We start from the raw sequence: 20380 nt of genomic DNA on the forward strand, positions 1-20380 counted from the left end.
TCTCCATATTATATGTCAGGTAGATATCGTAAAGAAAAAAACTGTTTAAACTGCGGCCATACCGTTGAAGATCATTTCTGTTCGCATTGCGGACAGGAAAACATCATCGTTGAAGAAGATGCGTTACACATGATCGTTCATGCCACAGCTGATTATTTCCATTTTGAGTCGAAGTTTTTCGGCACGATAAAGCCGCTTCTGGTAAAACCGGGATGGCTTACCCAACAATATGTGGACGGTAAAAGGGTCAAGTTCATCCACCCTATCCGTTTGTATATTTTTGTGAGTATCGTCTTCTTCCTGGTGATCCTTAGTGGTGGCCACAAAGTAAAAAAACATGTGAAGGTTGCTCCGGAAACAAAGGAAGAAACACTGAAAAAAGACAGTCTTCAGAAAAATGGCATGACCATACTTAAAGAAGGCATTTCCCGTGTTCCGGTTTCAGGAAGGTTGAAAGACAGCATCATTAGCGATATTAATAAAAATGCAAAAAAACGCAGAGCGGGGCAAGAATCAGAAGTAGCCTTTTTTGAAATGGATAGCATGATGCGAGGAGGATTTGCTACGGTAGAGGATTATGAAAAGCAGCAGAGAAGTCTGCCAAAATCGAAGCGCGACGGTTTCATTGAGAACTATATCGTTAAAAAAAATATAGAGCTTAAAGACTATCCCGATGGTGTAGGGAAAAAGGTGTTGGAGGATTTTCTTCACAATCTCCCAAAGATGATGTTCCTCCTGCTCCCTTTATTCGCATTACTATTAAAGCTGATATATATCCGTAAAAAGAAATACTATTACGAACATCTGATCTTTTCTTTTCACCTCCATTCGGCATTATTTCTAAGTATATTGATTACGATATTTCTTAGCTGGCTCTCAGGCTTCGTTTATGATGCAACTGGTTTTATGCGGGGAGCATGTTTCTTTTACATTGTTTGGTATATCTACCGTTCTTTAAGAACCTTTTATAACAGTAGCCGACGGATCACTGTTTTTAAGATCTTCTTCCTTTTGCTGGGTTATACCATTTTGGTTTCTATCACTTTTCTGATCGGAATTGCTTTTTCAGTAGTTATGATGTAGAGAAGATAAATATATTGGTAAAAAGAGCAGAAAAAGTGTATATTTTTTCTGCTCTTTTTATATACAACATACGCCCGTTACCGTCTTTATCGAATCCTCAGAGCAACTGAATTTAGCGCCATCGGTAAATTAGATTCATTTGCCTGAAACGGTACAAAAAAAATAATTTCAATGGGAACGAATTCCTCCCTTCATAAAACAGAAGAAAAATATATTAAAATAACAGCCTGATATTTCTTTAAAAATTGCTGTATTTCAATTATAGTCCTATTTATTTTCAATAATATACTTATGTATTTTAAAAGTTAAATCAAATAACTATATTAGTAATACATTATTACATCATTAAAAGGAAGTATATTATATGAAACAATTAACGAAACTCTCATTTCTTCTGGTCTGCTGCACTGCTCTTCTCATACAGTCCTGTAAGAAAGACGATCTTGTTCAAGACCAACCTGCTCAAACCAGTCAAAAAAAAGTAGAATTAATTAACATCAATGCTGATTTTAAAGTCCTGGAAGGGATTGAGAATGATACTGCGATAACCAGGTTTTTAGCACAGTACGAAAGTAATCCTGTTTTACGTAAAAAATTCAATATCCAAAAAAGTCAATTGATGAATAACTTTAAAGGGATAGAAAAATGAAAAATATCAGCTCTCTAAATTTAAAGCCCTTCGTTATCACATTGCTCCTGCTGGTAACAATAAACTTAGCAAAAGCCCAAATCGTCTTGTCCGTTAGTCCCGGAGGTCAGAATGGTGCTGCAAATTGTGGAGCCAGAACAATTGAAGTTAATGCTTCAGGCGGTTCCGGAAACTACATGTATATATATAGCAGTAATACTGCAAGTGTAATTTCAAACAGTACTCCCAATTATACAATTAATCCTCAACCGTCAAGTCTAACGACTTACACTGTGACAGTTCTGGACCTCAACACAAATATGTTTGCAAGAAAAGATGTTGTCGTTGGCGGTGCTTTAATTGGCGAGCCAAACGTATGGATTACAAATATAATTACCCCTAACGGAGACGGAGTTAATGACCTCTGGGTTGTAGCAGATGCTGCGCGTAACCCATATGGAGAACAATATCCGATTAATGTATATAGATATCAACTTTCTGTAATATCGGCAGACAATAGGGTGATGTATTCCGAAGATGCTACTGCCGGACAAGGTGGGATAGTTTTTGGTGGCACCGGATTTGTTAGCAGGTCGATTTCCTGGGACGGCATAGATCGTTCGGGAAGCTTTCCAACTCCTGCTCCTACGGGTACATACAGGGTTAATCTCAGATTGTATAATTGTTCGTATCCCGGAGGTAAAGACTACAGTTTGTACATCACTTTATTAAGATAAATAGCTATGAAAAATGAAAAACAATCGATTTTAGTTCATACAACAGGTATCTTTTTTGGCATATTATTAATCACTACAATTTTCGGTTCCTGTACAAAAGATAAGGACATTATGGTTTTGGTGCCAATTATCGACAGCATTACGCCAAAGTACTACGCTGGCAGGCCTGAAGCAACCGTACATGGCAAAAATTTAGGCCAATCTGCTAAAGACATTACCGTAACGATAAACGGCATCCGGATACAACCAACTCCTGTAAGTGTAGGTTTGGTACTTCCGTATGCTAATGAGCTGGTATTCAACGATACGACAAAAGTAGCCAAAGTAAAAATACTGACTAATGGTTATGACCTGGAGGGAGTTTTCTTTTCAAACACCTATCCTAAAATACAATCCTTTTCCCCGGAAATAGCCAAAGAAGGACAAGAAATTACAATTTCCGGCGAGTATTTTAATGCTGATATGAATAAAAATCTTGTTGTATTTCCTGGAGCAAAGGAGTCGGTTATATCCGGCGTAATTACTTATGCAAACCATGAAACGATAAAAGTTATAGTACCAAAAAATGCGGTAACCGGACGTTTCTATCTGGTAACGGCATTTGGCCAGACGCTTAAGAATTCAGCAAAATTAGATCCTTCAAAACCAATAGCTATACAGTAAAAACGCTGTAATTAAAGGCTTATAAAATCATTAGGAAACAAAAAAGCGACCGGGTAAAANNTTTTACCCGGTCGCTTTTTTATTATGACTCCTTATCAGAGATTATCTTTCGCTGATGTCTGTAAAGTCTCTGTTGGTATGACCTACGTACACCTGACGTGGACGACCGATAGGTTCTTTATTCTCATGCATTTCTTTCCATTGTGCAATCCATCCTGGCAGACGGCCTAAGGCAAACAGTACTGTGAACATATCTGTAGGGAAACCTAAAGCTCTGTAAATGATTCCTGAGTAGAAATCTACGTTAGGATACAATTTACGTTCTACAAAGTAAGGATCGCTTAATGCAGTTTCTTCCAGTTTTTTGGCAATTTCCAAAACAGGATCATTGATACCTAATTTCTCCAGGATCTCATCACAAGCTTTCTTGATGATTTTTGCTCTTGGATCAAAGTTTTTATAAACACGGTGACCAAAGCCCATCATACGGAAAGGATCGTTTTTATCTTTTGCTTTGTTGATCCATTTCTCTGTATCTCCGCCATCTTCTTTAATTCTTTCCAGCATTTCGATTACAGCCTGGTTTGCACCACCATGAAGCGGGCCCCAAAGTGCAGCAATACCTGCAGAAACTGATGCGTAAAGGTTACAATCCGAAGAACCGACCATTCTTACAGTTGAAGCAGAGCAGTTCTGCTCATGATCAGCATGAAGGATCAGTAAAGTATTCATTGCTTTCACAACTACCGGATCAATTTCCACTTCTTCTGTACGCTGACCGAAGATCATGTTTAGGAAATTGCTAACGTAGTCGTATTTATTTTTTGGATAGATCAGTGGATGACCTAATGATTTTTTATAAATGAAAGATACAATGGTTGGGAACTTCGCCAATAATTTGATCATGGTCAGGTCCATCGTTTCCGGAGCAGAATTTGCATTTAAAGATTCCGGATAGAATGTTGACAATGAACACACCAAAGAAGCCAGTTGCGCCATTGGATGAGATTTAGAAGGATATCCATCCAAAAACTTCTTCATGTCTTCATGAATCAGTGTATGACGACTGATTGAAGCCTGAAAATCATCAAGTTGTTCTTGTTTAGGTAAATCGCCATATATAAGCAGGTAGGCAACTTCCAGAAAGGTTGATTTTTCTGCAAGCACCTCGATTGGGTAACCGCGGTATTTTAAAATTCCTTTTTCACCATCTAAAAAGGTAATTGCACTTTTTGTGGATCCCGTATTTTTGTAACCAAGGTCTAAGGTAATGTGACCTGTTAAATCTCTAAGCTTTGAAATATCTATAGACTTCTCCCCTTCGGTACCTGTAATAACGGGAAATTCATAGACTTTTCCGTCAATCTTAATTTCTGCAATATCTGACATATATATATCTTAAATTTATAATAAACAAAACTAACTAATCCATTTTGATTAGCCTTTAATCAGCTATAACAAAGCTGTTAAATAATTATTAAATGTGAGTCAAATCCAAGTAAGAATCCGAGATTCTATTTGGCAGGTTTTAGTTCTTCGAGAACCGCACCACATTCCATCATTTCATCTCCATAGTATGGATTCTGGATTTTCTTTTCTGAAGCCAGCCAGTCGCCTCCATTTCCGTTATTTGCCATTGGACAATGCTGAACGTAAATGGCTCCTTTTTCAATATCCGCATGTTTAAACAAGGCAATCAAATCGGAACTAAGGGCAGTAAAATCTTTTCTTTGGGCAGCAAGATCTTTAGCAGCGGCAATTTTCCCCGCAGTAACCGCGGTATTTTCACATCCCTTATAACCGGCCAGACTGGTTTTAAGGACGGCTGCTGTTTTTTGGGCATCTTCAAACTTTGAGCTGACCAGCGCATTCTTTAAAGAGATATAGCCATTGTAAATGGACTGTACACTGGCATCTTTGAGCTGAACACTAACCGTCGCCGTTTCGGCTTCTTTGCTTTTAGCAGTGCTGTCTGCGCTTAAAGCCACTTTTTGATTAGTGTTTGTACAGGATGTAGCAATCATAATTGCTGCTACAGCGAGGTATCTTTTCATATAAGTGTATTAGTTTTTATGAATAACAGATCTATGATATTCTGTTTTTTGGTTAAATTACCATTTTAAATTTAAATAAATAAAAAAGCCCCCGAAAAAATCGGAGGCTTAGTGTAATTAAGTCTTTTCCAGACCTATAATTTAAAGCCATAAGCCAGACGTAATGCCACCTGCCCCGTGTTCAAACCATCTTTAGGCAAACCTTCGTACTTTACACCAAGGTCCAGGCCATTACTCCAGGCATAACCTATTGCAGGAGAATAAAGGAAGGATGTGCCAGAGTTTTTAGTCACCCCAAAGGCTGCACCGACCTCTGCCATACCATAAAGGCCAGATCCGCTGGGATCAAAAAATACCTTTACACCACCTTTCAATGGAATATATCCGTAATCAGGGATATCTATATTGTTAATTGTTTTGCCAATAAAGTGTGTGTAACCCGTGGTTACCGGAATAGACACCTGTTTGGAAACGTCAAATTGCATTCTTGCATCGGCACCAATTGCGAAACTGTAACCGTCGCTGGTTGGAACACCTAAATTAACACCTACACCGAGTTTTTGCGCATTAACATCCGTACTTAAAAATAAGGCTACCGCAGCTACTGCTGAAGCCATAAAGGTTGTAGACTTTTTCATACCATGATCTTTACAAAATGCATGCCATGGACTCATTTATGCCGTTTAAGAGGTCTTCCAGCGGATATAAGCCTCCATCACCTCCTTAAATAACCGATCGGAATCCTGATCAGTATCAAACCAGTGAATCTCTACCCCATCCTTTTCCATTTTTCTAAAAAAGGTCATTTGACGTTTTGCAAACTGACATATCGCTATTCCCAGCTGTAGTTTTAGTTCAGTGTAATCCAGCTTTCCGGACAGATAAGCAACGATAAATTTATATTCCAGTCCATAAAAAGTAAGCACTTCAGGATCCACTCCATTATCCAGCAAGCCTTTAACTTCCCCGATCATCCCCTCATCCAGTCTCGCTTCCATTCTGCGAAGGATTTTCTTCCTGCGCAGACTCACATCGGAAGTCAGCCCTACTACAAATGGCTTGATCAAAGGCCTCTTTACAGCGATCAGTTCATGATGACTTAAATATTCTGCAATCTCTATGGCACGAATCAGCCTCTTGAAGGAAGACAGGTCTGCATGTTGCGTCAGCTCCGAAGGATAGCTTTTCAGAATCGTTCTTAAACCTTCAATGTCCTTTAATCTTAAATCTCCCCTCAGCGGCTCGTTTACGGGAATGGCCGTGTACTCATGGTCCTGAAAGATACTGTGCATATACATTCCTGTTCCACCGCAAAGGATGGGCAGTACTTTCCTGGTATTCAAATCTTCAAAGACACGGTAAAAATCTTCTTTGAACTCATTTACGTTGTATTTCCCTCCGGCTTCCCGGATGTTGATCAGGTGATAAGGAATCTGCTGACCATTCAGTTCGTATTCCTTCAGGTCTTTTCCCGTACCAATGTCCATATCTTTGAATACCTGTCTGCTGTCTGCGCTGATCAGTTCTCCCTGAAGCGCCTCAGCCAACCGTACTGCGAGTTTCGTTTTTCCGGATGCTGTAGGGCCTAACACGACCAATAGTGGGTATTCCTGCTCCATTTACAAGTATAATATGTATTTTAAATTTCCGGTATTAAAAACCGGTATATAATCATTTTCCAGAAGGTATTCTTCCTGTTCTTCCTTATTCAGTTCTTTCATCCCGGCCAGAAGCGCTGCCGGCAACCGATGCGTAAATGTCCTTTTGAACGATGTTCGGTTCAGCCAGATGGCTACAGCCGGAGATTCTTTCACAAGTTTAAAGCCTGATAAATCGTAGGCATTCCCCAAAGACCAGTCTTTGTCGGCATAACTCATCAGGTCATTCGGATGGACCAGGTTAATAAAGTATTTTAGCAGTTTACTGAAACCACCGGTAACCGTAAAACCAATGAGGCTGGCAAAGCGGACCAGTTCATAGGAGCGATAATCCGGGCCAATCCTGTTCATCGGTCTTCCGCCGCTGAATAAAGCCACAGCGACCATCTCACCATCTATATGTAAGGCGAATTTATATTTAGCTTTTGCTGAGGCTTGCAAATGGTTCTCCCGGAGAAAATGATCAGCCTCTGCCTGATTGATCACGAGCACCTTTGCTTTACGCCCGTGAAGTGTTTTATTTAATCCGAGAATAGAACCGATTCTGCCCAATACCTGATGTCGTCTGGTTTTCCAGATGTCTTCCCATAAATGAACGAGGTAAATGTTTTTCTTTTGATAATCCGTTTGAAGAGCGATCAGCTTTTCAGGATCAATATCCCTTTGTAAAGAAACCAAGTTGACTGCTACCTGCCCTTTATCCAGCAAAACCAGCGTTTGCCGGCTGTCTTCTTTAAAGGTAATGCCCTTTTCTTCCAATGCGGCAAAAAAATCCAATTGCCAGTCTGCTGTTATGCTACCCAATCCTTTTCCTTATATAATTTATATCCCTCTGCCAATGCACTTTCGATCATCGACAAAAGTTCTTCATCCAGCTTTTTAATATGAAAGCAGGATTTTCCTTTTAATAGCTTCAACAACTTCGGATCAAAAACCTTTTTCATATCAGGTTCCGCATACACAGGCATGTAGTAAAATCCAACATGCCCCTTCTGAATGACCACGCTGGCAAAAAACACTTCTGTTCTTTTACGGCCTTCGATCACTACATTTTTATCACTCCACAACTCGTATACGGTTTCACTATTCACGCGGTTACTAAATCCTAAAGTTGCATAAGGCTGTAATGCCGCCCTGATCGTTTGAAATATTTCTACAAAATCCGTTTTCATGAGCATAAGTTTTATTTGAATAACAGGTTTTTTCAGATATTGTTTAGCACTCCTCAACAGAAAAAATAAAATCAGGGCTTCCTGAAGCAATGGAGTAAAAATACAGAAAATAAGGGAAAGATGAAGATCGTCTAAGCCCTATCCTGTTCTCCTTCGGTCCTTGTTCGACCGTCACAGTTAACTGGAACGTCCCACGGACGTATCAGGAACGTACCAGGAACGTCTTTTTGGACGAAAAGACGTTCCTGACATATTTCAGGGAGATCTCCGTGACGTTCCAGTTAACTGTGATATACCAAGGAAGACAGTAGGAGAAAAGGTTAGTCAAGATACCATTTACCCGATGGATAAGACTTGTCTAAGATTAAAGGTTCCCCCAACATCGGTGTGCTGAGCTGAACTCCCTCTTCTTCTGCCTTTTTAACAGCCCTCATGATCGGTTCGTTCCAGTCGTGCGTTGCCAATGTAAACTTACCCCAATGTACCGGAAGCAAAACTTTCGCTTTCAGATCTATGGCTGCCTGCACCGTTTGTTCCGGAAACATGTGAATGAGTGGCCAATGAACATTGTACTGCCCACACTCCAGAATCGCAAGATCAAAAGGACCGTACTGTTCCCCATCTGCTTTGAAATGAGTGTCATAACCGGAATCGCCACCCAGGTATAATTTATGATGAGGGGTCTGAAGGATGAAAGCAGACCATAATGATTGATTTCGCTTAAATTTCCTTCCGGAAAAATGACGGGCAGTTCTTGCCAGAAACTTCAATCCATTGATTTCTTTTTCCTCTCCCCAGGCCAGCTCAGTAATTTTATCTGCAGGAATTCCCCAGCGCTCCAAATGCGCACCCACTCCTATTGAAGTGATGAAATGTTTCGTCTTACCCTTTAACATAAGTATGCTTTGGTAATCCAGATGGTCATAATGGTCGTGACTGATCAATACCAGATCGAGCTCAGGAAAGTCTTCCACTTTTACAAAGTCCGTACCCTCATAATTCTTTGTTCCGATAAAGGAAAACGGAGAAGTTCTTGCACTGAATACCGGATCCACCAGAATCCGGATGCCATCCACCTGCAGCAGGTAAGAGGAATGCCCAAACCAGGTAATCTTTATTCCTTCAACTGCCGAAAAATCAGGTACCAGATGAGGAAGTGCCTTTTTAGGCCTTGCATTTTTATTTCCCCTGAGCATCCCAAGGATGATGTCCCAGTAAGTGACTCCATCCGGTAACATGGGAGTTAAAGAACGGTTGGTCAGTTCTCCATGCCCATAATTCTGAAGGGTCTTAATTTTTATCAGCCGTTCCTGCTCAGGCAAACTTCCAAAGACCGGCAAGTTTAGCGTCCAAACGCTAAACAGGATCAATGCAACAATAATGATAACCACATACATAAGCCCTTTCTATTAAATTTTAGGTTGCAGCCGGTGTTTCCGCTGGTTTTTCTTCCTTCGGCGGACTTAATTTCGCAGCCAGACCATTCCCCGCCAGCAACATCTCGTGGGTAATCGCTTTGGTATATTCTGTAATCTCTGCTTTAAAATCTGCCACAGAGGCACCCGATCGAATTTCTTCCAGGCGTTTCTCCCACTGTCCGGTTAATTCTGCCTGTGCAATTTTCTGGTCTTTCACCACATCATATACTGCAAGTCCCTTTGGAGTTGGTACCAGATTTCTCTTTTCACGAAGGATATATTCCCTGTTGATCAGCGTTTCGATAATGGAAGCCCTGGTAGCCGGAGTTCCCAGCCCGCTGTCTTTCATCGCATAACGCAGTTCCTCATCCTCAATGTCCTTACCTGAAGTTTCCAGCGCTTTAAGCAGCGAAGCCTCATTGTACATTGGTTTCGGCTTGGTCTGTTTTTCCATAAAGGCTTTATTGACCACCGGTAATTCCTCTCCTGCTTTTACTTTAGGTAAAGAAGGATTTTCCTCGTCTTTTTTCTCTTCGTCATTCTCATTGAACACAGACCTCCAGCCAGCAGAACGGATTACCGTTCCATTCGCAATGAATACAGAACCGGATTCCACAGATATTTTGGTGATTTCTTTCACACATTCCTGATGAAATGCTTCCAGCATGCGGCCTACAACCATGTCATAGATCGCCTGTTTATCCCCACTCAACTGATAAGCCGATTCTCCGGTAGGAAGAATCGCATGGTGATCCGTTACTTTTTTAGCATTTACACTTCTCTTGCTCAGTTTTGCGGTACTCAGGAATTCTGCCTGTTTACCGAAATCTTTATGTTCTTTTAATTTATCAATCAGATTGGGTACGCCGGCAAAAACATCGTCGCCGATATACCTGCTCCCCGTACGGGGATAAGTCACGAGTTTACTCTCATACAAGCCCTGTAACAAGCTAAGTGTCTGATCGGCAGTAAAACCCTTGCGTTTATTTGCCTCCTGCTGTAAGCTACTTAAATCATGCAACAGCGGAGGTGGCTCTTTTCTTGGTTTGGCCTCCACGCTGAGGATTTTACCTCCGTTAGGGAAACCACCCGCCACATCCTGAATCTGATCAAATAAGCCCTGCGCCTCTTCCTTGTTGTTAAAGTTACTTACAGAAATGGCTTTAAAAAGCTGCCCGTCTTTATCCAGCTGGATGGCCAGCTGGTAATAGGTCTGCGGAACAAAGTTCTTAATTTCCAGAAAACGGGAGCAAATCATCGCCAATGTAGGTGTTTGCACCCTGCCCAGCGACAATACAGAACGGTTGCCCGCAGAAATACTCAAAGCCTGAGTGGCGTTCATTCCAACCAGCCAATCGGATTCCGACCTGCAATGTGCCGAGTTAAATAAAGTATCATAATCTGTCCCCGGTTTAAGGTTACGGAAGCCCTCTTTTATCGCCTCATCAGTTTGGGAAGAGATCCAGAGCCGCTTAAAAGGCTTTTTACATTTCAGAAAATAATAGATATAACGGAAGATCAATTCACCTTCCCTCCCGGCATCCGTCGCAACAATGATCTCTGTCGCCTCATCAAAAAGCATTTTTATGATGTCCAGCTGCTTTCTTACTCCCGGATCTTCCACCAGACCGTCTTTCGTCTTGATCTTGCGGATCGCCAGTTTAAATTTCCTGGGCAGCATCGGCAAATGTTGCCTTCTCCATCCTATAAAACCATATTCCTGTGGCGGAGCCAATTGAAGTAAATGCCCAAAGGCCCAGGTAAAAGAATACCCGTTTCCTTCTATATATCCATCCTTTCTAGTGGTAGCACCGAAGACTTTCGCCAACTCACGCCCTACAGAGGGTTTTTCTGCAATTACAATCTTCATAATTATTCAAAAATATCTAAACCAATCTTAAATGTATTACAATGTGCATCCACAATGTCTTTTATGTTTGGAGAATAACCTCCGCCCATGCTTACCTGTACCGGCAAGTTGTGGTCTTTGCAAAATTGCAATACTTTCCTGTCCCGTTCTTTACAACCTTCTTTCGACAAAGCCAGCTTGCCAAGCTTGTCGCTTTCCAATACATCTACGCCCGACAGGTAGAATACGAAATCCGGCTGATGTGCCAAAAGCAAAGGAAGTGTTTCTTCCAGTTTCGCCAGGAACGCTTCATCTGTAATCCCGTCATCCAAAGGAATGTCCAGGTCTGACCTTTCTTTTCTGAAAGGGAAATTCTTATCCCCATGCATAGAAAACGTAAACAGCCGGGCTTCATTATAAAAAATTTCTGCCGTTCCATTTCCCTGATGAACATCTAAATCTATGATTAAGATTCTTGATGCCAATCCGGCATTCAGCAGGTAATTTGCCGCAATCGCCTGATCATTCAGCAAACAAAATCCTTCTCCCCAATTGCTCCCCGCATGATGCGTCCCTCCGGCCACATTAAAGGCAATCCCATTTGCTTTCGCATAGAGCGCCCCATCAATAGTCCCCTGGGCAATTCTCATCTCCCTTTCCAGCAGCTGTGCCGTTAAGGGAAAACCGATTCGCCTTTGCTCCCTCGCCGGAAGGGTTAAATCCCTGAGCTGTTCCCAGTACCCCTGCTCATGACTTAACAAAATGACCGCTTCTGAGACCCGCTCAGGCGCAAACAAATGGGAAGCACTAATGACACCTTCGTACAACAACTGCTCCGGGATCAATTCATATTTGATCATCGGAAAGCGGTGTCCCTCAGGTAAAGGATGTGCAAATAAATGATGCCAGGCAATCTTAACCATTTAATTTAAGATCTCCCCTACATGTTTTTCAATGTTGTTGCAGATCTCATCCACCGGCAAATCATTCGCATCCAAACCAAATGGATCCTCAATCTCTTCTGCAATCAGCTCTAAACTCGCCAGTACATACAAGATAAAAGGCACAATAGGAATGACAAAATAACCCAGGCTAAACACCCATCCAAAAGGAAGCGTAATCACATAAATGAAAAGGAATTTCTTAATAAAAGCACTATACGAATAAGGAATAGGTGTTCTCTTAATCCGCTCACATCCACCACAGATATCTGTAAATTGATGAACATCTGCATTAAGTATAATCAATTGCTCCTGGCTGATCTTTCCTGCCGCCTGCAAATCAAAGATCCGGCTGGAAATACTCGTGGCAACCTGGTTTGGAATGTGTTTTCCGGCATCTACTTCGATCAGTAAACTGTTCTTACCGAAGTACTGTTTTTCCCTTAAATGCTCCTTCAATGCGAAAGCATATTTTGGGATGGCATAGTCAAAAAACTCATTATCTTCCTTGCTCATTCTTAATGCCTTGATCTTTATCGCGAAGTTACGGCTGATATTGGTCAGGGCACCAAGCAGTCGGCGGCCTTCCCACCACCTGTCGTAAGAGGTATTGGTCCGGAACACCAGTAACATGGAGATCACAAAGCCAAGCAGGCTATGCATCATTCCGATATTCTTCACATAGGAGCTCTCCGAAAGCTTCAGGTAATTGAGTTCCAGATAAGCGATGGCACCGGAGAATATGGCTACACTGATCATCAGCGGCCATAATTTTCTGAAGGTATCTGCTTTATCAAAATGAAAGATAAAGGTGATCCAGTCTTTGGGATTATAATTGATCATCGGCGCAGCTCCTTACTTATTTTAAGCATCAGCTCCGCGCAAAGAAATACATCTTCAAAAGAGTTGTACATCGGAACCGGACTTAAACGGATCACATTAGGTTCCCTCCAATCGCCCAGCACATTGTGTGCAACCAGCTGCTGAAAGATTTCCTTTCCATCCTCTTTCGCGATGATGGAAACCTGTGCACCGCGGTCTTTCTCTTCCGCAGGCGTAATCACCTTAAACTGCTCTTCTCCCAGCGCGCTATTCACTTCATTTATAAGGTAAATCAGATAAGAAGTTAAAGTTTTACTTTTAGCTCTTAAAGGCGCTATAAAGCCTGCTTTTTCAAAATTCAAAAGTGAGGCATGGTAGAGCGCCATGGGCATCACCTGCGTACAGCTGATCTGCCAGCCATCCGCACCTGCTTCAGGAACAAAACCCTTCTCCATCTTAAATCGCTGCTCTTCCTGATAACCCCACCATCCCGCAAAGCGCTGAAGTGTCTGATCTCCGAAATGCTTGTCGTGCACAAAGATTCCGCTGATACCGCCGGGACCTGAATTCTGGTATTTATAAGAACACCAGCAGGCAAAATCTATGTTCCAGTCGTGCAGTTTCAAAGGCACATTCCCAGCCGCATGTGCCAGGTCAAACCCGACAACTGCACCTGCTGCATGACCAGCTTTAGTGATCGCTTCCATATCAAACCATTGTCCGGTGAAATAATTTACACCACCAAACAACACAAGGGCAATCTCTGCCCCATTTGCTTCAATCTCCGCAATAATATCTTCCGTTCTAAGCGTATACTCACCCGCCCTCGGGCTCACTTCAATTATGGCATCTTTAGGATCAAAGCCATGAAAGCGAACCTGACTTTCGATCGCATACTGATCAGAAGGAAAAGCGCCGGCCTCCATGATAATTTTGAAGCGACTGCCTTCAGGTTTATAGAAACTGACCATCAAAAGATGAAGATTTACCGTCAATGTGTTCATTGGACAAACCTCCAATGGAGTCGCACCAACGATAGGTGCCATCAACTTTTTAAGCTCCTTATGGTAAAACATCCAGGGGCTTTTTCCTTCAAACCAACCCTCCACGGCAAGGTTCTCCCAGTTACTCAATTGCAGTTCCAGCACTTCACGTGCTGCTTTAGGCTGCAAACCTAAAGAGTTACCACACAAATAGATAAAAGGTTTTCCATTTTGTTGAGGAAACAAGAAATCGTTTCTTCGATCAGAAAGCAAATCTGCCTGATCCAGGCTTTGCGCAAAAGCTAAAGTGTTCTCAAATTTCATTGTTTCAAATATCAATAAAAAAGGCAGATAAATAAACTTACCTGCCCTTTTGTTATCCACAACCTGTTTTTATCCAGGCGGATCAGCTCCTTGGTTTGCTCACATATTTATTGCCTTTGACATAATACCTCCAGGGCAACAATGCATGATCTCCGGCATAATCTACGCCGATTCTCGGCCCGGAAACGGTTTCGTTAATGTTCCAGCCGGGAACGGCATCTTCAATCCAGATCTCCTCTCCGGTAAGGTCTTTGGCATTCAGGAGACGATCGATCCCCATGGCTTTAGCCAGGGCCCCCGGTCCGGCGGTGATATTAGGCTTCAGCACCGACATCCCCCTTCTTTCCATCATCAGCTCCAAACCCGTCAGCGGCTCCAGTCCCCGGATCAACACCGCATGCGGCGTCTTCTCCGGCCCCGTCACCACATTAAACAGGTAATGAATTCCATAACAAAGGTACACATAAGACAACCCTCCGTTCTCATACATCACCTTGGTGCGGTCCGTAAAACGTCCGCCATAAGCATGGGATGCTTTGTCCTCTACTCCTTTATACGCTTCAGTTTCCACGATGATTCCGGCAGTCACCTGTCCGTCGATACGGGTATACAACCGTTTCCCCAACAGCTGCAGTGCAAGCGCATTTACATCATCATTCTGGTAAAAAGAAAAAGGCAGTTTAGGCATCCAGCAAACTAATTATTTCCTTTAAGTATTTCGCATCAACCTCATCAAAATGAGCCAGATGTTCACTATCTACATCTAAAACACCGATTACCTCCCCATCCTTAAACAAGGGCAGGACAATCTCCGAACGGGATGCTGCTGCGCAGGCAATATGACCGGGGAACGCTTCCACATCAGGAACGATTAAGGTCTCTTCCTGTAACCAGGAAGCCCCGCAAACTCCTTTTCCCTTTTGAATTCGGGTACAGGCAACAGGCCCCTGAAACGGTCCCAAAACCAGTACTTCATTCTTCACCAGGTAAAAGCCTACCCAGAACCACCCGAACTGCTCTTTCAGCGCCGCGGCAATATTTGCCAGATTCGCAATCTGATCGGGCTCCCCCTCAATCAAAGCCGCGATCTGAGGAATTAAGGAACGGTACTGCTCCTCCTTACTGATATCTGTAACAATCTTTAAATCTTCGGCCATATCAAATTTCATTATTTTTTAATACCCAAAGATACAAAAGCCCGATCCTAAATGTTGCCAAAATTTTATCTAAGTTTGGGGTTTCATAAATAAACACACCATCGAAATGAATAAGAAAACCTTATTATTTACTTCACTATTGGCACTCGGAATCCTCCAGTCAGGCTACAAACCCTGGGACGAAGGAATGTTTCCGTTAAGCGAAATTCACAAACTAGACTTAAAGAAAGCAGGCCTGAAGATAGACCAGAATGAAATCTATAATCCCAAAGGTACTAGCCTTGTAGATGCCCTTGTTAACGTAGGCGGATGCACAGGATCATTCGTATCCAGTGAAGGTCTGATCATCACCAATCACCATTGCGCATTCAGCGCGGTACAGCTGGCGAGCACTCCGGAACATGATTACCTGACCAATGGATTTGTAGCCAAATCACATGAACAGGAAATTGAAGCAAAAGGCTTAACCTGCCGTATTACCGACAGTTATGAAGATGTGTCTGACAGGATTCTGGGTGCAGTAGCTCAGATCGAAGATCCCGCTTCCAGGTTAAAACTCATCAACGATGCCATGAAAAACATCGCAGTAGATGCAGAGAAAAAAGACCCAGGCATTAAGGCTGAAGTATCAGAAATGTTTATCGGAAAGACTTATGTGCTATTCCGCTACAAGACCATCCAGGATGTCAGACTGGTTTATGTACCTAATCGTCAAATCGGTGAATATGGCGGCGAAACAGACAACTGGGTATGGCCACGCCACACAGGAGACTTCTCTTTCATGCGTGCCTATGTGGCAAAAGACGGTTCTCCTGCAAAATATTCAAAAGACAACGTTCCATATACGCCTAAGAAGTTCTTAAAAGTAAACCCAAGCGGCACCAATGAAGAAGATTTTGTATTTATCTTAGGATATCCTGGAAAAACCTTCCGCCACCGCCCTGCTGAATTCATCCAGTATCAGCAACAATACGTTTTGCCATATGTATCTGAATTGTACGACTTCCAAAACAGCACGATGGAAAACGCAGGTAAGAAAAACAAAACCACGGAAATCAAACTGGCCACCAGAATCAAGAGAAATGCCAATGTATTGAAAAACTACAGAGGAAAACTTCAGGGATTAAAAGGCATCGACCTCATTTCACAAAAGAAAGAAGAAGACGCTTCATTGGCGCAGTTCATCAATAACAACGTTGATGTAAAAGCAAAATACGGCAACCTGATGAACGACATTGATAATTTATATAAACTCATCAATGGAGACGCACAGAGAGATTTATGGTTTGCCCAAATCTACAACTCCACCAGTTTATTATCTGTATCAAGAAACATCAACAACTTCAAAGCAGCTCTGGATGCACAACCTGCAGCAGAGAAACAAAACTTCTTTGACCAGAACATCAGTAGCTTAAAACAATCATTGAGCAACACTTATGAAGCTTACGAAATAGAGGTAGACAGAAAGATCTTCAAAAGAATGTTGACAGATGCCGCAGCGTTTAATCCGAACCAAAAGGTAACTGCAGTAAATAAAGTCAGCAGCAAGGGAGCAAACAGCAATGCAGTGATAGATCAGTTCATTGAAAACACCCTTGGCCTCAGTAAACTAAAAGATGAATCGTACGTCATGAATACGCTTTTAAAATCTCCTAAAGCCATTGCCGACTATAACGACGGGCTATTGTTGTTCGAAAAAGACATCGCCAGACAAATCGCGGAGATCAAACCTGAAAAAGACCGTAGGGAAGGCTTATTAAACAAGTTAATGGGCGACTACGTGAATGTAAAAGAGAAATTCAAGAAAAAGGACTTTATCCCGGATGCCAACAGCACTTTACGCCTTACTTACGGCTACGTAAGAGGATATTGGCCTGCAGACGCCTCTTATATGAGACCATATACCACCATCAAAGGAATTCTTGAAAAAGGGACAAGTGGAAACCCGGAATTCGATTACCCTGCCCAAATCAAGGCCCTATGGAACGCTAAAGACTTTGGTCCTTTTGCTAAAAAAGACCTGAATGATGTTCCGGTATCCTTCCTTTACAATATGGATACTACCGGTGGAAACTCCGGTTCTCCAATCATGAATGCTAAAGGTGAGCTGATTGGTGTCAACTTTGACCGCGCTTATGGAGCAACCATTAACGATTATGCATGGAACGAAAGTTACAGCAGATCAATAGGTGTTGACATCCGTTACGTGCTATGGGTAGCCTCCAAAATCGACAAAGCAGATTTCCTGATCAAGGAAATGGGCGTTAAATTATAACAAGAAACAAAACCTGAAAGCCGTCGTTCATATAGAAAACGACGGCTTTTTATTAAAGAAAAAATATGAGAGTAATAGCAGAACTACCACATCCGGAATTCAAAATCACCCTATTCAATATGAACCAGAAATACATTGTAAAATTTGAACAGGGAACACTGGAACAGAGTTATAAATTATCTGAATTAGACCTGAGTGGAGGAGGGGCAAATGAAATATTTCAGATGCTGGACGAGGCATTTATTGCCACTGTAGTAGAGCGGTTCAAGACAATGAGAGCCGATTTTTCAGCCGCCTACAACAGACAACAATACTAGTTGAAAGAAACAAACATAACACACTGTATTACAGATAAAATAACAACAAAACAAAATATTATTCTGCAAAAAATAGCGAAAACAAACCCAAAATTAAACTAAACCTACAGTAATATATAAACAAAACAGCATCAACAACACTGACAAACAGAGAATTAAAAAATAAAACAAAACATTATATGGCTATCATTTAATGCCAAATATTATAGATGTTTTGTGATTTAAGGCAGAAAAAAGAAGAGAAAAGAGGCTAATCAAAACTAGGAATTTAAAGGTAAAAAACAACAAATACAGCAAGATACTTTATAGACAAATCTGCCGGTTAATATGTACTTTTACATCGGCATTTTTTATCATCCGGCAATAAGTGATCACAACTATGAAAACGAACTTACTATTTATAACGGCAGCACTCTTACTCGCTTTTTCCGCCTGTAACAAAGTTACTGAGAGCATCCAGCGCGACATCATTACCAAGACAGACAGTATCCCTTTTGAACTTGCCATCAGTTCAAATACCAGCAATCCGAATAACAGCATCAAAGATCTGCCGGGACTATTAAATCTGACAGAAGAAATAAAGAAGGCCGGAGGATTTGAACTGAAAGACATTGTCAGCATTAAACTATCCAGCTTTATCATTGCCCTGGATTCTGTACCACGCAAAACCTCAGATGGCAAAAGAGACAGCAATTATGTGGACACCCTAAATAACATTAGAAATTTCTCCAGCATAAAAGTACTCATCAAAAGTGGCAGTAAAACAGACAGTCTTGCTAAGGCAATCAACATCTCCCCTGATGCCAGGGCTGCAAAGGCAACCTTATCCCCCCTCATTGTTTCGGATTCATTGAAATTTTTCGTGAATGCCGGCAATATCAAATACGACCTCAGCATACAGCAGAGACTTCCAACAACCAAGATCGTCAAGGGGAAGGTACTCACCAATTACACACTGACCCTTCGCAAATAAAAAAGTAAGGCCTAACGTCAATTGACATCAGGCCTTACTTTTTCTATACAAACAACGCTTATACTATACCTTTTTTGGAGGAAGCTCAAATGCAATCGCATCGTGCTCAAAATGTCCACGGTGTGCACCATCACAAAAAGGCTTATTGGCAGATAAACCGCAGCGACAGATAGACAACACTGTTCTTCCCTGCAGACCGTATTCATTACCTTGAGCATCGACAATTTCGAAGTCGCCATCAATCTTCACAGAGCCGTTGCTATTTATTGTTAGTTTAGTTTTTGACATGTTTAATTTTTTTTACAAAAATAGAGATTGAATCTTCAGACAAAAGCGCTCTTTGCAATTTAGATTCATTCACATTAACGCCTCAGAAAACATTTAAACAGATCCCCCTCCTGCTTTTCCCGATTTAAAACTGCGCCGGAATTGATTATGAACATAAAATTGCTTATATTTGCATCAAACGGGATATCATTACAACTATTCTCTTACTACTTACTTGCTGATCAATCCATTTGATCAGGTTTCAATTTCTCCAGGTTGCTGATCCGTTGCCTCCCGAGAATTAAATTACATTCTAGCCAGATTGATCTATAATGGAATCAACAAAAGCAGGCTTATAGAATAGGTAAAACCAGAGGAGAGAGTTATTTTTTAACTAATACATTGAATTTATGGCTAAATCTCAGGCTACCTTCATGAAGAAGCAACTAGAAAAAAACAGGCAGAAGAAAAAAGAAGATAAAGAACAACGCAAGCAGGAACGCCAGCAGAATTCTACAGGCGGTGACCTGGAAAGCATGATGGCTTATGTGAATGAATTCGGAGAGATCGTATCCACTCCACCGGAAAAGAAATAGATCCAACAAGAGAAGCTGCTTTTTAAGCGGCTTTTTTTATGCCCGATACTGGGTAAAGATTACCTCAATACCGGACAACATGTCCAGTTTACGCTTCAACTGAAGGCCATTCACATTCAGTTACAACAACTATTTTACAGAAAAAATGTAACCGAAACTCCACAGTCTCAACACCTGCCACTTTGGAAGAAAAGCCGAGTCACAGCCACTAAAAATCCACAAAAAACTAATAAAAAGGCAGTTACTAACTATGTCCCTACTGAGATTTCAGTATTAGCCATTTTTTTTTCCATACAACCTCTTCTTATTTTAGTATTTTAGAAAAATGTATAATTAGATTATAATAAAATCTCTAAAATAAGGAGAGCTATTTGAAATAGGTTAGCTAATGTTTCCAGGCTTCCAGGTAGAAGTCTATAAATAACTAATATTTTTTATCATCAATAAAGAACTTGAGATCATC

Annotated in this window: 22 protein-coding genes; 8 read left to right on the top strand and 14 right to left on the bottom strand. The window is 41.5% G+C overall.

Features of this window, described 5'->3' with window-relative positions:
- Positions 1-12 precede the first annotated feature (12 nt).
- The 4 genes from DBR43_RS15865 to DBR43_RS15880 all read left to right on the top strand — a co-directional run bounded on the left by DBR43_RS15865 (position 13) and on the right by DBR43_RS15880 (position 3111).
- Entirely contained in the window at positions 13-1083 is a 1071-nt protein-coding gene (locus DBR43_RS15865; protein WP_124582511.1) for a DUF3667 domain-containing protein, read from the top strand.
- A 364-nt stretch (positions 1084-1447) separates the two neighbouring features.
- Complete coding sequence (locus tag DBR43_RS15870) at positions 1448-1732, top strand: hypothetical protein (protein ID WP_124582512.1); 285 nt, start codon at positions 1448-1450, stop codon at positions 1730-1732.
- Positions 1729-2448, top strand: coding sequence for a hypothetical protein (locus tag DBR43_RS15875; RefSeq protein ID WP_124582514.1), 720 nt, complete (start codon positions 1729-1731; stop codon positions 2446-2448). The genes DBR43_RS15870 and DBR43_RS15875 overlap by 4 nt, the downstream gene beginning before the upstream one ends.
- 6 nt (positions 2449-2454) lie before the next feature.
- Positions 2455-3111: an IPT/TIG domain-containing protein gene (locus DBR43_RS15880; RefSeq protein ID WP_124582516.1), complete on the top strand. Its 657-nt coding sequence runs from the start codon at positions 2455-2457 to the stop codon at positions 3109-3111.
- Between the two features lie 102 nt (positions 3112-3213).
- Here DBR43_RS15880 and DBR43_RS15885 read toward each other — a convergent pair whose 3' ends face one another.
- The 13 genes from DBR43_RS15885 to DBR43_RS15945 form a co-directional block, all read right to left on the bottom strand.
- Positions 3214-4500 carry a citrate synthase gene (locus DBR43_RS15885; RefSeq protein ID WP_124582518.1) on the bottom strand — a complete coding sequence of 429 codons (1287 nt, stop codon included), beginning with the start codon at positions 4498-4500 and terminating at the stop codon, positions 3214-3216.
- Positions 4501-4625: 125 nt separating this feature from the next.
- A complete protein-coding gene (locus DBR43_RS15890) occupies positions 4626-5165 on the bottom strand; it encodes a DUF3347 domain-containing protein (RefSeq protein ID WP_124582520.1) in 540 nt (179 codons plus the stop codon).
- 134 nt (positions 5166-5299) lie between these two features.
- On the bottom strand, positions 5300-5803 hold the full coding sequence (locus DBR43_RS15895; RefSeq protein ID WP_124582522.1) for a hypothetical protein: 504 nt from the start codon (positions 5801-5803) through the stop codon (positions 5300-5302).
- Positions 5804-5848: 45 nt separating this feature from the next.
- Positions 5849-6784 carry a tRNA (adenosine(37)-N6)-dimethylallyltransferase MiaA gene (miaA, locus tag DBR43_RS15900; protein WP_124582524.1) on the bottom strand — a complete coding sequence of 312 codons (936 nt, stop codon included), beginning with the start codon at positions 6782-6784 and terminating at the stop codon, positions 5849-5851.
- Positions 6785-7627, bottom strand: coding sequence for a hypothetical protein (locus DBR43_RS15905; RefSeq protein ID WP_124582526.1), 843 nt, complete (start codon positions 7625-7627; stop codon positions 6785-6787).
- Complete coding sequence (locus DBR43_RS15910; RefSeq protein ID WP_124582528.1) at positions 7615-7995, bottom strand: DUF1801 domain-containing protein; 381 nt, start codon at positions 7993-7995, stop codon at positions 7615-7617. The genes DBR43_RS15905 and DBR43_RS15910 overlap by 13 nt, the downstream gene beginning before the upstream one ends.
- A 320-nt stretch (positions 7996-8315) precedes the next feature.
- On the bottom strand, positions 8316-9392 hold the full coding sequence (locus DBR43_RS15915; protein ID WP_124582530.1) for an MBL fold metallo-hydrolase: 1077 nt from the start codon (positions 9390-9392) through the stop codon (positions 8316-8318).
- A gap of 19 nt (positions 9393-9411) precedes the next feature.
- Positions 9412-11283 carry a DNA topoisomerase III gene (gene topB, locus DBR43_RS15920; protein ID WP_124582532.1) on the bottom strand — a complete coding sequence of 624 codons (1872 nt, stop codon included), beginning with the start codon at positions 11281-11283 and terminating at the stop codon, positions 9412-9414.
- Positions 11284-11285: 2 nt separating this feature from the next.
- Entirely contained in the window at positions 11286-12185 is a 900-nt protein-coding gene (locus DBR43_RS15925; protein WP_124582534.1) for a histone deacetylase, read from the bottom strand.
- Positions 12186-13046: a bestrophin family protein gene (locus DBR43_RS15930; protein ID WP_124582536.1), complete on the bottom strand. Its 861-nt coding sequence runs from the start codon at positions 13044-13046 to the stop codon at positions 12186-12188.
- On the bottom strand, positions 13043-14332 hold the full coding sequence (gene kynU, locus DBR43_RS15935) for a kynureninase (RefSeq protein ID WP_199757067.1): 1290 nt from the start codon (positions 14330-14332) through the stop codon (positions 13043-13045). The genes DBR43_RS15930 and kynU overlap by 4 nt, the downstream gene beginning before the upstream one ends.
- Positions 14333-14414: 82 nt before the next feature.
- Positions 14415-15020 carry a DNA-3-methyladenine glycosylase gene (locus DBR43_RS15940; RefSeq protein WP_124582540.1) on the bottom strand — a complete coding sequence of 202 codons (606 nt, stop codon included), beginning with the start codon at positions 15018-15020 and terminating at the stop codon, positions 14415-14417.
- Positions 15013-15489 carry a GAF domain-containing protein gene (locus DBR43_RS15945; protein ID WP_124584852.1) on the bottom strand — a complete coding sequence of 159 codons (477 nt, stop codon included), beginning with the start codon at positions 15487-15489 and terminating at the stop codon, positions 15013-15015. The genes DBR43_RS15940 and DBR43_RS15945 overlap by 8 nt, the downstream gene beginning before the upstream one ends.
- Before the next feature lie 106 nt (positions 15490-15595).
- Between DBR43_RS15945 and DBR43_RS15950 the strand changes: the two genes are divergently transcribed.
- The 3 genes from DBR43_RS15950 (at position 15596) to DBR43_RS15960 (ending at position 19054) form a co-directional block, all read left to right on the top strand.
- Positions 15596-17764 (top strand): S46 family peptidase, encoded by a 2169-nt coding sequence (locus DBR43_RS15950; RefSeq protein WP_124582542.1) that lies wholly within the window; start codon positions 15596-15598, stop codon positions 17762-17764.
- Positions 17765-17829: 65 nt separating this feature from the next.
- Complete coding sequence (locus DBR43_RS15955; RefSeq protein ID WP_124582544.1) at positions 17830-18081, top strand: hypothetical protein; 252 nt, start codon at positions 17830-17832, stop codon at positions 18079-18081.
- A 379-nt stretch (positions 18082-18460) separates the two neighbouring features.
- Positions 18461-19054, top strand: a complete 594-nt coding sequence (locus tag DBR43_RS15960) for a hypothetical protein (protein ID WP_124582546.1) — start codon at positions 18461-18463, stop codon at positions 19052-19054.
- A gap of 63 nt (positions 19055-19117) precedes the next feature.
- Here DBR43_RS15960 and DBR43_RS15965 read toward each other — a convergent pair whose 3' ends face one another.
- Positions 19118-19342, bottom strand: a complete 225-nt coding sequence (locus DBR43_RS15965) for a CDGSH iron-sulfur domain-containing protein (protein ID WP_074604627.1) — start codon at positions 19340-19342, stop codon at positions 19118-19120.
- A gap of 413 nt (positions 19343-19755) precedes the next feature.
- Here DBR43_RS15965 and DBR43_RS15970 point away from each other — a divergent pair, with 413 nt between their 5' ends.
- Positions 19756-19917 carry a hypothetical protein gene (locus DBR43_RS15970; RefSeq protein WP_233602992.1) on the top strand — a complete coding sequence of 54 codons (162 nt, stop codon included), beginning with the start codon at positions 19756-19758 and terminating at the stop codon, positions 19915-19917.
- Positions 19918-20380 lie beyond the last annotated feature (463 nt).

The organism is Pedobacter sp. KBW06, from assembly GCF_003852525.1.
Lineage (GTDB): Bacteria > Bacteroidota > Bacteroidia > Sphingobacteriales > Sphingobacteriaceae > Pedobacter.

What these genes read in the sequence shown, in the direction of transcription:
- DBR43_RS15865 (WP_124582511.1), top strand. Translation starts at nt 13, where the DNA reads ATGTCAGGTAGATATCGTAAAGAAAAAAACTGTTTAAACTGCGGCCAT.
- DBR43_RS15870 (WP_124582512.1), top strand. Translation starts at nt 1,448, where the DNA reads ATGAAACAATTAACGAAACTCTCATTTCTTCTGGTCTGCTGCACTGCT.
- DBR43_RS15875 (WP_124582514.1), top strand. Translation starts at nt 1,729, where the DNA reads ATGAAAAATATCAGCTCTCTAAATTTAAAGCCCTTCGTTATCACATTG.
- DBR43_RS15880 (WP_124582516.1), top strand. Translation starts at nt 2,455, where the DNA reads ATGAAAAATGAAAAACAATCGATTTTAGTTCATACAACAGGTATCTTT.
- DBR43_RS15885 (WP_124582518.1), bottom strand. Translation starts at nt 4,500, where the DNA reads ATGTCAGATATTGCAGAAATTAAGATTGACGGAAAAGTCTATGAATTT.
- DBR43_RS15890 (WP_124582520.1), bottom strand. Translation starts at nt 5,165, where the DNA reads ATGAAAAGATACCTCGCTGTAGCAGCAATTATGATTGCTACATCCTGT.
- DBR43_RS15895 (WP_124582522.1), bottom strand. Translation starts at nt 5,803, where the DNA reads ATGAAAAAGTCTACAACCTTTATGGCTTCAGCAGTAGCTGCGGTAGCC.
- miaA (WP_124582524.1), bottom strand. Translation starts at nt 6,784, where the DNA reads ATGGAGCAGGAATACCCACTATTGGTCGTGTTAGGCCCTACAGCATCC.
- DBR43_RS15910 (WP_124582528.1), bottom strand. Translation starts at nt 7,995, where the DNA reads ATGAAAACGGATTTTGTAGAAATATTTCAAACGATCAGGGCGGCATTA.
- DBR43_RS15915 (WP_124582530.1), bottom strand. Translation starts at nt 9,392, where the DNA reads ATGTATGTGGTTATCATTATTGTTGCATTGATCCTGTTTAGCGTTTGG.
- topB (WP_124582532.1), bottom strand. Translation starts at nt 11,283, where the DNA reads ATGAAGATTGTAATTGCAGAAAAACCCTCTGTAGGGCGTGAGTTGGCG.
- DBR43_RS15925 (WP_124582534.1), bottom strand. Translation starts at nt 12,185, where the DNA reads ATGGTTAAGATTGCCTGGCATCATTTATTTGCACATCCTTTACCTGAG.
- DBR43_RS15930 (WP_124582536.1), bottom strand. Translation starts at nt 13,046, where the DNA reads ATGATCAATTATAATCCCAAAGACTGGATCACCTTTATCTTTCATTTT.
- kynU (WP_199757067.1), bottom strand. Translation starts at nt 14,332, where the DNA reads ATGAAATTTGAGAACACTTTAGCTTTTGCGCAAAGCCTGGATCAGGCA.
- DBR43_RS15940 (WP_124582540.1), bottom strand. Translation starts at nt 15,020, where the DNA reads ATGCCTAAACTGCCTTTTTCTTTTTACCAGAATGATGATGTAAATGCG.
- DBR43_RS15945 (WP_124584852.1), bottom strand. Translation starts at nt 15,489, where the DNA reads ATGGCCGAAGATTTAAAGATTGTTACAGATATCAGTAAGGAGGAGCAG.
- DBR43_RS15950 (WP_124582542.1), top strand. Translation starts at nt 15,596, where the DNA reads ATGAATAAGAAAACCTTATTATTTACTTCACTATTGGCACTCGGAATC.
- DBR43_RS15955 (WP_124582544.1), top strand. Translation starts at nt 17,830, where the DNA reads ATGAGAGTAATAGCAGAACTACCACATCCGGAATTCAAAATCACCCTA.
- DBR43_RS15960 (WP_124582546.1), top strand. Translation starts at nt 18,461, where the DNA reads ATGAAAACGAACTTACTATTTATAACGGCAGCACTCTTACTCGCTTTT.
- DBR43_RS15965 (WP_074604627.1), bottom strand. Translation starts at nt 19,342, where the DNA reads ATGTCAAAAACTAAACTAACAATAAATAGCAACGGCTCTGTGAAGATT.
- DBR43_RS15970 (WP_233602992.1), top strand. Translation starts at nt 19,756, where the DNA reads ATGAAGAAGCAACTAGAAAAAAACAGGCAGAAGAAAAAAGAAGATAAA.